The following is an 11,382-nucleotide window of genomic DNA, read 5'->3' as shown; positions in this document are numbered from 1 at the left end:
GCTGTGTCGCGACGGGCACACGACGAGCGTCGCCGCCCGCACCGTGCGCTCAACGTGTCCGCCGGCCGCATCCTCGGCTGGGTCGGCGTCGGCGTGTGGGACGGCAGCGAGTACGAGGATACGTACGCGTGGGGCGACCACGACATCGACAGCGCGCCCTGGGGCAGCATCACCGCGGCGAGCTGGCGGCTCTCCTGACCCCTACGGCGTGACGCTCGCGGCCGGGACGGGGTCCCCGTCGACGGCCGCGCCGCCGCCGCCGCCGCCCGCCTCGAGCACCTCCGCCTCGCCCCGGCGCAGCACCCGCAGGACGAGCACGAGCGTCGAGAGGAGGGCCAGCGTCGCGAGCGTGATCTGGACGCTCACCACGCCCTCCTCGGTCCAGTAGACGTCGTCGAGCTTCAGCAGCAGCGCGGACTCGTCGAGGGTCAGCGCGACGCCCGCCCCGAAGGGCACCGCGAGCCACGGGTCCAGGCCCTCGTCCCGCGAGATGATCGACGCGGCGCCGGCGAGGAACGCCATCGCGATCCCCGGCACGAAGTGGTGGATGTGGTCCTCGCCGACGTGCAGGTCGCGGAAGGGGCCGAAGCGGCCGCGCCGGTGGATGACCGTCGTCGAGAGCCGCACGAACCCCCACGTCGCCGAGAAGGAGGCGAGGAGGTTCAGCAGGGCGTGCTCGCGCGTGGACCCGCCGCGGTACCCGGCCACCGCGACCTCGACGGTCTGCTCGATCGCCTGCTCGGCGGCGAGGACGACGTCGTCGGTCTCGGTCGGCAGCGGGGCGTCGCCGCGGCGCCAGACGCGCGCGACCTCGATGACCGCGACGCCGCCGGTCGTGAGGAAGGCGACGGCCGCGATCACCTGCGTCCGGCGCGCGGCGAGCACCCGCTGCGGGCGCCGCCGCGGCAGGGTGATCCCGGGCAGGCGCGGGGCGGGACGGCGGGCGCGGAACGGCATCGGCATCGGCGGGATCATCGCGGATAAGGTCGGCCCATGGCCTGGGAACTCGACGCCGAGGTGGGGCGGGCGCTCGCGCCGGCCCTCGAACAGCTCGCGGGGGGGGACGCCGCCGCCGGTGGGGGACGTCGCCGCGCGCCGGGCCGCCGTCACCGCCCTGCTCTCCGTGTACTTCGGGCAGGTCCCCGCCGCGCCGGAGGTGACCGTGACGCACCACGCGTGCACGGCGCCCGACGGGGCCGAGGTGCCGCTCTCGCTCTACCTGCCGCCGGGCGGCGCCGGCGGCGGCCTCGTCGTCTACTGCCACGGCGGGGGCATGATCATGGGCAGCGTCCCGCTGTACGACCCGTGGCTGCGGATGCTCGCCTCGCGCTCCGGCGTCGCGCTGCTCGCACCGGACTACCGCGTCGCCCCGGAGCACCCGCACCCGGCGCCGGTCGAGGACTGCTTCGCCGCGCTGCGCTGGGCGGCGGACAACGCCGCCGTCCACGGCTGCGATCCCGCGCGCCTCGGTGTCGCCGGGGACAGCGCCGGCGGCGGGCTCGCCGCGGCGCTCGCCCTCCTGGCGCGCGACCGGCGCGGCCCGGCGCTCCGGCGGCAGATCCTCGTCTATCCGATGCTCGACGACCGCAACCGCACGGCGTCGCCCTCGACGCCCGGCCTCGTGCTGTGGAGCCACGACGACAACGCGACCGGCTGGGGCGCCCTGCTCGGCGACGGGGCCGGCGGCCCGGACGTCGAACCGTACGCGGCGCCCGCCCGCGCGACCGACCTCGCGGGGCTGCCGCCCGCCTACGTCATGGTCGGGGACGGCGACATCTTCCTCGCGGAGGACCTCGAGTACGCCCGGGCGCTTGTGGCGGCCGGCGTCCCGGTCGAGCTGCACGTGCACCTCGGCGGTCCGCATGCCTTCGACTTCTTCGCGCCGGACTCCGGGATCGGCGCGCGCGCCCTCGCGGACGAGGTGCGCGCGCTGCAGTCCGTCTAGGAGGCCGACGCGTACATCGCGTCGATCTCCGCCTCGTACTTCTCGGTGATGATGCGGCGCTTGAGCTTCATCGTCGGGGTGATCTCGTCGCCGCCCGGCTGCCAGGCGGTCGGGAGGATCGTGTGCGTCTTGATCTGCTCGACGCGCGCGAGGCTCTCGTTCGCGGTCGCGATGGCCGCGGCGACCTGCGCGCAGACGCCGGGGTCGGTGCAGAGCTTCGCGATGTCCGGCTCGAGGCCGTGCTTCTCGGCGTAGGCGGTGGCCGCCTCCTCGTCGAGCGACACGAGCGCGGTGACGTAGAGCTTGCCGTCGCCGATCGCGGCGACCTGCCCGATAAGCGAGCACGTCTCCTTGATCGCCATCTCGATCTTCTGCGGGGACATGTTCTTCCCCGCGGAGTTGATGATGAGCTCCTTCTTGCGGTCGACGATCCGGTAGAAGTCGCCCTCCTGGACCGCGACGTCGCCGGACCACAGCCAGCCGTCCTCGTCGATGGCCTCCTTCGTCTTCTCCGGCTCGTTGCGGTAGCCGGACATGAGGTTCCTGCCCCGGACGAGGATCTCCCCGTCCTCGGCGAGCTTCACCTCGACGCCCGGGACCTGGCGCCCGACCGTGCCGATCTTGATGCGGTCGATCGGGGTGATGCAGGAGAAGACGCACTCCGACATGCCCCAGATCTGGAGCATCGGGATGCCGATCGCGTGGTACGTCTCGTGCATGGCGTTCGTCGACGGGGCGGCCGCGACGCACGTCCACTCCAGGCAGTCGAGGCCGAGCTTCGCCCGGACGCCGGCGAGCGTCGCCCGCTGGGTCTCGGTGAGCCCGTCGTCGGGGTTCTTCGCGTCGGTCGTGCCGGCGGCCTGCTCGGCGCGCACGCGGGCCAGGCCGGCGTTCAGCGCGTCGGCGAGCGGCCCCTCGGGATCGGCCGCCGCCATGCCCTCGACCGCGGCGGCGAGCTTCTCGAAGACGCGCGGGACGCCGAAGAGCCGCGTCGGGCGGGTGCTGCCGAGGGCGGCCGCGAGCTGCTTGGGATCCGGGCAGGCGGTGATCGCGTGGCCCCACACCATCGAGGCGTAGTGGCTGATCCAGCGCTCGGCGATGTGCGCCATGGGCAGGAACGACACGAGCCGCCCCCCGGGCGTCACGTGGTCGAACTCCTCCAGCCCGCGCAGGCCGTGGAGCAGCGAGAGGTGGGTGTGCTGCACGCCCTTCGGCTCGCCGGTGGTGCCCGACGTGTAGACGAGCGTCACGACGTCCTCGGGCTCGAGCGCCCGCCAGCAGGCGTCGAAGTCGAACCCCTCGAGCCTGCGCCCGGCGAGCTCGGCGAACGTCAGGTCGGCGCCGCCTCGGGCCTCGTCGACGACGACGATCGTCTCGAGCGTCGGGGCGAGCTCGCGCGTCTTCAGCGCGACCTCGAGGAAGGCCGGCTCGGTGACGAGGACCTTCGCGCCCGAGTTGTTGATGAGCGGGATGTTCGCCTTGGCCGGGTTCGTCTGGTAGATCGAGAACGCCGCCGCGCCGAGGTGGATCGCCGCGGTGTCCGCGAGGTTCACCTCGGGCCGGTTGGACATGAGCAGCGCGACGGCGCCGCCCCGCTCGACGCCGAGGGACGCGAGGCCCTCGGCGAGCTCGCGGACCCGCTCGGCGTACTCGGTCCACGTCATCGAGAACGAGTCGTCCGGGAGCCGGAGCGCGACGGCATCGCCGCGCCCCGCCGCCGTCATCTGGAACGCCTCGCAGAGCGTGGAGGCGGCCAGCGCCGAGGACGCGTCGTAGGCGGTCGCCCCCGCAGGCGCCGGAGCCATCAGACGCCCTTGTCCGGCGACCACGTGGCCGGCAGGTGCTTCACGCCGTGCATGAAGCTCGACGCGAGGTACTCGGGCTCGCCGATGCTCAGGTCGGGCATGCGCGTGTAGACCTCGCGGATCGCGTGCTTGAGCATCTGCTTGCCGAGGACCGAGCCGAGGCAGAAGTGCGGGCCGCCGCCGCCGAACGTGATGTGGCGGTTCGGGGAGCGCGTGATGTCGAACTCCATCGGGTGCTCGAAGATGTCCTCGTCCCGGTTGCCGGAGCAGTAGAAGAGCGCGAGCTTGTCGCCCTTCTTCAGGGTCTTGCCGCCGATCTCGTAGTCCTCCATGACCTGGCGGCGCATGTGGAGGATGACCGAGGACCAGCGCAGCACCTCGTCCACGGCGCCGTCGAGGTACTTCTCCATGTCCGACAGGAGGAGGGCCTTCTGCTCGGGGAACTGCTCGAAGGCGAGCATCCCGTGGGCCATCGCGTGGCGGGTCGTGTCGTTCGCCGCGCCGGCCATGAGGACGAAGAAGCCGCCGATCTCCCAGTCCTCGAGCTTGCGGCCCTCGAACTCGGCGTCGACGATCCAGCTCATGAGGTCCTCGCCCGGGTTCTTGCGGCGGTCCTCGGCGAGCGCGTAGGCGACGTCCTGGAGCATCTCCGCGGCGTTCGCGAAGACCATGATCGGCTCGTGGTCCTTCGTGAAGTCGGGGTCGTTCCAGGAGACGATCATCTCCGCGCCCTCGATCGCGTCGTGCACCTGCTGGGGCTCGGTGATGTTGAAGAACGAGCAGAAGATGCGGCCCGGGAGCTGCTTCGTGAACTCCTCGCAGATGTCGGCCTCGCCCTTCGGGCGGATGCTCTCGATGAGGTCGATGACGAGGTCGCGCGTCCAGTCCTCGAGCGTCTTCATGTGCCGCGGCGAGAACGCGTTGGAGACGATGCCGCGCAGGAACGTGTGCTCCGGCGCGTCCTGGACGATGAACGAGAGGGCGCCGACGCGCACCGGCTCGGGCAGGTCCTCGAGGAAGATGCCCTCGGAGTTCGAGAAGACCTTCGGCTTCCGCGAGATCTCCCGGATGTGCTCGTACTTCGTGATCGCCCAGAAGCCGTCGGTGTTCTGCTCGGGCTCGACGAGGAGCGAGTCCGGGGGACCCTGCCAGGAGATGGGATCGTTCGCGCGCAGCTCCGCGAAGACCTTCTCGCGGACGTCGAACGGCGTCTCCCAGAACTCGAACGATCCGACGTTCAGCGGTGAAAAAGTGGCCATGAGCGGACGCTAACCGGGGTGGCGCGGCCCGCGAATCCCCCCGCGGGGGGAACGCTGGGTCCCGCGGGGAGGATGCGCCCGCCACGAGGGCGGTGCAGGCTTGCCGGTATGAGCCTCCCGACTCCCACCGACGCCGCGACGTACACGGCCTTCACCCTCGACGTCGACGGCGGCGTCGCGCGCATCCGCCTCGCGCAGGACGAGCGGGGCAACCCGTTCGACGAGACCTTCTGCGCCGACCTCGCCGCGGTCATCACCGAGTGCGACGTCCGCGACGACGTGCGCTGCGTCCTCATCACCGGGGCCGGCCGCTTCTTCAGCGTGGGCGGGGACCTGCGCTCGATGACCGGCGGCGGGCAGGACGGCCTGCGGCAGTTCATCAAGGCGGCGACGATCGACCTGCACGCCGCGGTCTCGCGGATGGCCCGCATGGACGCGCCGGTGATCGTCGCAGTGCACGCGCTCGCGGCCGGCGGCGGCGTCTCGCTCGCGGCGGCCGCCGACTTCCTCCTCGCCGGGCGCTCGGCGACGTTCTACGCCGCCTACCAGGGCATCGGCCTCGCGATCGACGGCGGCGGCTCGCACTTCGTCCCCCGCCGCGTCGGGTCGCGGCGGGCGACGGCGTTCTACCTGCGCAACGAGACGTGGACCGCGGAGGAGGCACACGCCTACGGGCTCGTCTCCGAGGTCTGCGACGACGACGCGCTCGAGGAGGCCGCCGTCGCGCTCGCCCGGCAGCTCGCCGTCGGCCCGACCCGGACCTTCGGCGAGGTGAAGAACCTCCTCCTCTCCAGCGCCGACACGCCGCTGGAGACGCAGCTCGAGCTCGAGTCGCGCGCGATGGCCGCGACGACGCGGACCGCCGACACCTGGGAGGGCATCACCGCCGTCGCCGCGCGTCGCGCCCCGGAGTTCCGCGGCGCCTGACCTGACCCGGCCGTTCGGGGGGACACACCCTCCGGCGGCCGGACACCCCCGCGGCCCGACCGGTACGGTCGGTCCGGCCGCCTCCACACCATCACCACGAGGACCCCACCCATGACCGCCACTGCCGTCAATCGCAAGATCCGCGTCGTCGTCGCCAAGCCCGGGTTGGATGGGCATGATCGTGGGGCGAAGATCATCGCCCGTGCGCTCCGTGATGCCGGGATGGAGGTCATCTATACGGGGTTGCATCAGACGCCGGAGCAGATCGTGGAGACGGTCATCCAGGAGGATGCGGATGCGGTGGGGCTGTCGATCCTCTCGGGGGCGCATATGACGCTCGTGCCGAAGGTCGTGGACCTGCTGGCGGCGCAGGGGGTGACCGATGTGCTGGTGACGGTCGGGGGGACGATTCCGGCGGATGACATCCCGGAGCTGAAGAAGCTCGGGGTCGCCGAGGTGTTCACCCCGGGCGCGCCGACGCAGGCGATCATCGACTTCATCCAGGGAGCGGTCGGCGAACGCGTCTGATGACGCGCGCAGCGGAGGAGGGCTGGGTCGGCGCCGAGGTCCTTGCTGAGTTCCCGGGTCTGGGCCTCGCGTTCCTGCCCGTCCGCCTCGGCGACCACCGGGACGCGGCGACGACGAAGGCGCGACTCGCCGAGCTCGAGGACTACTTCAGCGGGCCGTGGCTCACCGGTCTCGCCGCGCGACCGCTGACGGCCGCGTACCGCGTGTTCTACCGGCAGGTCGGCCTGGACCCGGACGCCGACCGCACCCCCGTCGAACGGCTGGCGCTCACCCGGCTGCAGCACGGGAGCTTCGCGTCGCGCGGGCTCCTCGGCGACGCGCTGACGATCGCGGCCATCGAGACGGAGATCCCCGTGCTCGCCCTGCGCGGGGAGGACGTCGTCGGTCCGCTCGGCCTCACGACCGCCCGCGACGGCGAGACGCTCGGCGGCCGGCCGCTGCCGGCGTCGACGCTCGTCGTCGCCGACGCCGCGCGCCCGCTGGCGGTGCTCTTCGGGGACGACGGGCACCCCGGCCCGCACGCGCCGCGCCGGTCGGACGCGGACGTCGTGCTCTACGCGCCGATCGTGCCCGGGGTCGCGCCGGTGATCGCCCACGAGGCGCTGTGGCTGGCCGCCGAGCTCCTCGGCGGCCAGGAGAGCTGACCGGCGCCGGCGCCCGTCACGGCCGGGGGTTGCGAGCCTCTGGGCGAGCAACCCCCAAGGTCATCCGAGCCGCCAGGCGAGGATGACCCTCAGTCGAAGACGACGACCGGCTTGATGACCTCGCCGGATTCGGAGTCGGCGAACGCCTGGTTGATCTCGTCGAGCTTGTAGGTCTTGATGAGCTTGTCGAAGGGGAACCTGCCCTCCTTGTACCACTCGATCATCTTCGGGATGAAGGTCTGGGGGACCGCGTCGCCCTCGACGACTCCGGAGAACGTCCGGCCGAGCAGGAGGTGGCCCTGGTCGATCGTGATCTCGTTCTCCAGGCCCTGGAAGCCGACCGACGCGCAGTGGCCGGGGGAGCCGAGCACCTCGAGCGCCTGACGAATGACGGCGCCGTGGCCGACGGCATCGAAGCTCAGGTCGACGCCAGGGGCGACGACGAGCATGACGTCCCAGACGAGGTCCTTGTGCTGCGACGGGTTGAACGTGTGCGTCGCCCCGAGTTCCTTCGCGAGCTCGAGCCGCTTGTCGTTGAGGTCGAAGACGACGATCGGGTCGCAGCCGATGGCCTTCGCGGCCATGAGCGCCGACAGGCCGACGCCGCCGAGGCCGAAGATCGCGATCGACTGGCCGGGCTGCGCCTTCAGGACGTTGACGACCGAGCCGGCGCCGGTCTGCAGGCCGCAGCCGAGCGGCCCGAGCAGCTCGAGCGGCAGGTCCTTGTCGACCTTGACGGCGTTGTTCTTCGAGCAGATCGCGTGGCCCGCGAACGAGGACTGGCCGAAGAAGCTGCCGTGGACCTCCTCGTCGCCGTTGCTGAGCGTCGTCGTGCCGTCCATGCGGGTGCCGAAGTAGTTCAGCGCGCCGAAGACCTCGCAGTAGGCGGGGTGCCCGCCGGTGCAGCGCGAGCACTCGCCGCAGTGGTCGAAGGAGATGGCGACGTGGTCGCCGACCTCGAAGCCCTCGACGTCGTCGGCCAGCGCGACGACGACGCCCGAGCCCTCGTGGCCGAGGACGGTCGGCAGCGGGATCGGGATCATGCCGTGGGCGGCGGAGATGTCGGTGTGGCAGATGCCGACGCCGGCGATCTTGATGAGCAGCTCCCCTGCGGAGAGCTCCCCGACCTCGAGCTCCTCGATCGTCATCGGGGCGTCGTTGTCGCGCACAACAGCGGCAGTCGTCTTCATTCGGATCTCCTTGGAACAGTCGACGGCGACGGTGCGGGGCACCGGCGCGCAAAGGTGATCGCAACCTATGTGGCGGGACGCCCCGGGCGCCTGCCGCGAGCGGGAGAACCGCACCCCCCAGGGTGGGGAGTGCCCCGTCCGGGGGAGCACGTGCACGCTTTGGAGCGACGCCGCGGGCGGGTGCCTCTCGTACCGTTCGCGGCGATGATCACCACCGTGTCCTGCCCCCGCCGGCGCCATGTCTGAGTCCGTCGTCCGCCTCGAGACCGAGGGCCGCGTCCTGCACGTCGTGCTCGACCGGCCGCCCGCCAACGCGCTCGGGCAGCCCATCATCGAGGGCCTCGCCGCCGCCGCCGACGCGCTCGAGTCCCGCGAGGAGCTGAAGGCCTGCGTCGTGAGCTCCGCGCTGGACGGGTTCTTCGCGGCCGGCGCCGACATCAAGCAGATGGGGTCGCTCACGCCCGCGTCGTTCGCGGAGTACCGCGACGCGCTCCGCGCCCCCGTCGAGCGCCTCGCCGCGTGCGGGAAGCCGATCGTCGCGGCGATCGACGGGCTCGCGCTCGGCGGTGGGCTCGAGCTCGCGATGGCCTGCACGCTGCGCTTCGCGACGCCGGAGTCGAAGCTCGGCCTGCCCGAGGTGAAGCTCGGCCTCATCCCCGGGGCCGGGGGGACGCAGCGCCTCCCGCGGCTCGTCGGCCGCGGCCGTGCGCTGGAGATCATGCTCAGCGGCCGCAGCATCGACGGCGAGGAGGGGGCGCAGATCGGTCTCGTCGACCGCCTCGTGGAGGGTGACGTCGTCGCCGAGGCCCTCGCCTACGCCGAGCGGCTCGCGAACTTCCCGGCCTCCGCGATGAAGGCGATCATCGACTGCGTCGACGCGGCCGGCCTCACCTCGGCCGAGGGCATGGCGCTCGAGGGCGACCTCGTCGTCGAGATGCTCGCGAGCGGCGAGGCGGGCGAGGGCATCGCCGCGTTCCTCGAGCGGCGGACGGCGACCTTCGCATGAGCGCCGACGCCGCGGCGTCCGGACCCGCGGCCGGCCTCGTCGTCGACTCGGTCTCCTTCCCGATCGAGGAGGGCAAGCTCCGCGAGTTCGCGATCGCGTCCGGGGCCGACCCGGACGCGGTGCTCGCGGCCGGCGTCCTCCCGCCGACGTTCGCGGCGGTCGCCGGCCACTGGCGCGACCAGGCGGCGATGGTCGAGGCCTGCGGCCTGGACATCCGCCGCGTCGTCGTCGGTGGCAGCGAGTGGGAGTACGGCGCCCCCGCCTGGATCGGCGACCGGCTGACCGGCGACCGCGTCGTCACCGACGTGCAGACGAAGCCCTCCGGGATGCGGCTGCTCACCCTCACCACGACGCTGCGGCGCGAGCCCGGCGGCGAGATCGCCGTCACGCAGCGCGACACCGTCATCGAGCTGCCGGCATGAGCGCGAAAAGCTTCGCCCAGGGGGCTCGCTTTCCGTCGACGCAGGCGGCAGTCCGGACGGTCGCGCCGTGAGCGACCTCGACGTCACCACCCCGCCGGTCACCCGCACGCAGATCGTCCGCTTCGCGGGCGCCGCGGGGGACTTCAACCCGATGCACCACGACGAGCCCTTCGCGCAGGCGGCGGGCCAGGACTCGGTCTTCGCGATGGGGCAGCTCACCGCCGCGATCCTCGGCGACGCCGTCGCCGCGTGGCTCGGCCGCGACCGTCTCGCCGGCTACGGCGTCCGCTTCAAGGCGAAGGTGCTGCCGGGTGACGATCTCGTCCTGACGGGCGCGCCCGTCGACGGCGAGCCCGGCCGCTACGAGCTGCAGGCGGCGAAGGCCGACGGCGGCGAGGTCGTCCTCACCGGCTGGGCCACGACGCGGGCCTGACCCCGCCGCCGCCCCACGGACCCCGCCGCCCCCCAGGGCGGCGTGCGGCCTCGTGGGGGGATATGACCCACGAGGCCGCACGCCGCCGTGATTGCGCGCCGCTGTGATTGCGCGGCGCCGTGATTGCGCGGCGCCCGCGGGGGCGGACGCGGGCGGCGGTGGCGCTAGACGAGCGCCAGCGCGTCGGCGATGCGGTCCTCGTAGGCGGCGGCGCCGCCGAGGAGGGCCGCGTCCGACTTCGCCCGCTTGAACAGCAGCTGCAGGTCGTGCTCCCACGTGTAGCCGACGGCGCCGTGCAGGAAGAGCGCCTTGTCGGCGACGAGGACGGCGGCGCGTGCCGCGCGAGACTTGGCGACCCACGCCTCGGTGAGGGCCCCGGGCTCGCGCTCGCCGACGGCCCACGCGGCGTACTGGACGGCGGCGCGCGTGCCCTCGATCGCGACGACCATCTCCGAGGCCGCGTGCTTGACGGCCTGGAAGGACCCCACGGCCACGCCGAACTGCACCCGCTGCCCGACGTACTCGACGGTGAGGTCGAGCATCCGCTGGCAGGCGCCCAGCGCGTCGGCGGCGACGAGGACCGCGCCCCAGGCGGCGAGGTCGGTGAGCGTGCCGGGCGTCACGCCGCCTACGTCGGTGGACGAGCCGCCGAGCGTCACGTCGCCGACCGAGCGGGTGCGGTCGACCATGAGGCGCGGGACGACGGTGGCCGCCTCGGCGTCGTGGATCGCGACCCGGCCGCCGTCGGCGCTGACGAAGCGCTGGGCGTGCGGTGCGCCGAGCACGAGCGGGCGGACCCCGTCTGGCGCGGGCGTGTCGAGCGGGGCGCCGCCGGGCTGGGCGAGCGCGAGGACGACCTCGCCCTCGGCGGCCTGCCCGACGAGCTCGGCGGTCGCCGCGCCGTCGGCGGCGCCGAGGAGGACGGAGCCGAGGAGCGTCGCGTAGAGGGGGTCGGCCGGGACGGCGGCGCGGCCGAGCTCCTCCGCGAGGATCGTGAGCTCGACGAGGCCACCGCCCTGGCCGCCGCGCTCCTCCGGGACGCCGATGCCGGTCCAGCCGGCGCCGGCCGCGAGGTCGAGCGCGGGGCGGTGGTCGACGCCCTCCTCGAGCACCCAGCCGCGCACCTTCGCGAACGTCGCCTCGCGCTCCAGCGTGCCCCGGACGGCCTCGCGGAGGAACTGCTGCTCGTCGGTGTAGGACAGATCCATGCGCAGAGCATAACG

General features: G+C 73.0%; 13 protein-coding genes. 8 read left to right on the top strand and 5 right to left on the bottom strand.

The features are described from left to right. Positions 1 to 54 precede the first annotated feature (54 nt). Positions 55 to 198 (top strand): hypothetical protein, encoded by a 144-nt coding sequence (locus tag NBH00_RS20045; protein ID WP_254570348.1) that lies wholly within the window; start codon positions 55 to 57, stop codon positions 196 to 198. Positions 199 to 201: 3 nt separating this feature from the next. On the opposite strand, the gene NBH00_RS20040 is transcribed toward NBH00_RS20045, so the two are convergent. Continuing rightward, the gene (locus NBH00_RS20040) at positions 202 to 963 is read right to left on the bottom strand and encodes a hypothetical protein (RefSeq protein ID WP_254570347.1); all 762 of its coding nucleotides are present in this window, start codon (positions 961 to 963) and stop codon (positions 202 to 204) included. A 112-nt stretch (positions 964 to 1,075) separates the two neighbouring features. Between NBH00_RS20040 and NBH00_RS20035 the strand changes: the two genes are divergently transcribed. Continuing rightward, the gene (locus tag NBH00_RS20035) at positions 1,076 to 1,945 is read left to right on the top strand and encodes an alpha/beta hydrolase (RefSeq protein WP_254570346.1); all 870 of its coding nucleotides are present in this window, start codon (positions 1,076 to 1,078) and stop codon (positions 1,943 to 1,945) included. Here the strand turns inward: NBH00_RS20035 and NBH00_RS20030 are convergent. Continuing rightward, positions 1,942 to 3,750: an AMP-dependent synthetase/ligase gene (locus NBH00_RS20030; protein ID WP_254570345.1), complete on the bottom strand. Its 1,809-nt coding sequence runs from the start codon at positions 3,748 to 3,750 to the stop codon at positions 1,942 to 1,944. The two genes, NBH00_RS20035 and NBH00_RS20030, sit on opposite strands and share 4 nt — an antisense overlap. Next, a complete protein-coding gene (locus NBH00_RS20025; protein ID WP_254570344.1) occupies positions 3,750 to 5,009 on the bottom strand; it encodes a cytochrome P450 in 1,260 nt (419 codons plus the stop codon). Before NBH00_RS20025 ends, NBH00_RS20030 begins: the two co-directional genes overlap by 1 nt. Positions 5,010 to 5,117: 108 nt before the next feature. On the opposite strand from NBH00_RS20025, the gene NBH00_RS20020 reads away from it, so the two are divergent. The 3 genes from NBH00_RS20020 (at position 5,118) to NBH00_RS20010 (ending at position 7,108) form a co-directional block, all read left to right on the top strand. After that, on the top strand, positions 5,118 to 5,936 hold the full coding sequence (locus tag NBH00_RS20020) for an enoyl-CoA hydratase/isomerase family protein (protein WP_254570343.1): 819 nt from the start codon (positions 5,118 to 5,120) through the stop codon (positions 5,934 to 5,936). Between the two features lie 111 nt (positions 5,937 to 6,047). Beyond that, positions 6,048 to 6,464, top strand: coding sequence for a cobalamin B12-binding domain-containing protein (locus tag NBH00_RS20015; RefSeq protein ID WP_254570342.1), 417 nt, complete (start codon positions 6,048 to 6,050; stop codon positions 6,462 to 6,464). Next, positions 6,464 to 7,108 (top strand): hypothetical protein, encoded by a 645-nt coding sequence (locus NBH00_RS20010; protein WP_254570341.1) that lies wholly within the window; start codon positions 6,464 to 6,466, stop codon positions 7,106 to 7,108. The genes NBH00_RS20015 and NBH00_RS20010 overlap by 1 nt, the downstream gene beginning before the upstream one ends. A gap of 89 nt (positions 7,109 to 7,197) precedes the next feature. Here the strand turns inward: NBH00_RS20010 and NBH00_RS20005 are convergent, their stop codons facing one another. Further along, positions 7,198 to 8,298: an NAD(P)-dependent alcohol dehydrogenase gene (locus NBH00_RS20005; protein ID WP_254570340.1), complete on the bottom strand. Its 1,101-nt coding sequence runs from the start codon at positions 8,296 to 8,298 to the stop codon at positions 7,198 to 7,200. Between the two features lie 238 nt (positions 8,299 to 8,536). On the opposite strand from NBH00_RS20005, the gene NBH00_RS20000 reads away from it, so the two are divergent. The 3 genes from NBH00_RS20000 (at position 8,537) to NBH00_RS19990 (ending at position 10,159) form a co-directional block, all read left to right on the top strand. Further along, positions 8,537 to 9,304 (top strand): enoyl-CoA hydratase/isomerase family protein, encoded by a 768-nt coding sequence (locus NBH00_RS20000; RefSeq protein ID WP_254570339.1) that lies wholly within the window; start codon positions 8,537 to 8,539, stop codon positions 9,302 to 9,304. After that, on the top strand, positions 9,301 to 9,726 hold the full coding sequence (locus tag NBH00_RS19995) for an FAS1-like dehydratase domain-containing protein (protein WP_254570338.1): 426 nt from the start codon (positions 9,301 to 9,303) through the stop codon (positions 9,724 to 9,726). The genes NBH00_RS20000 and NBH00_RS19995 overlap by 4 nt, the downstream gene beginning before the upstream one ends. 67 nt (positions 9,727 to 9,793) lie before the next feature. Further along, entirely contained in the window at positions 9,794 to 10,159 is a 366-nt protein-coding gene (locus NBH00_RS19990; RefSeq protein WP_254570337.1) for a MaoC/PaaZ C-terminal domain-containing protein, read from the top strand. Positions 10,160 to 10,323: 164 nt separating this feature from the next. On the opposite strand, the gene NBH00_RS19985 is transcribed toward NBH00_RS19990, so the two are convergent. Next, positions 10,324 to 11,367: an acyl-CoA dehydrogenase family protein gene (locus NBH00_RS19985; RefSeq protein ID WP_254570336.1), complete on the bottom strand. Its 1,044-nt coding sequence runs from the start codon at positions 11,365 to 11,367 to the stop codon at positions 10,324 to 10,326. Positions 11,368 to 11,382 lie beyond the last annotated feature (15 nt).

It is taken from the genome of Paraconexibacter antarcticus (genome assembly GCF_024220175.1).
In the GTDB taxonomy this organism is placed as follows: Bacteria; Actinomycetota; Thermoleophilia; order Solirubrobacterales; family Solirubrobacteraceae; genus Paraconexibacter; species Paraconexibacter antarcticus.
This window is presented reverse-complemented; position numbering and strand designations above follow the sequence as displayed.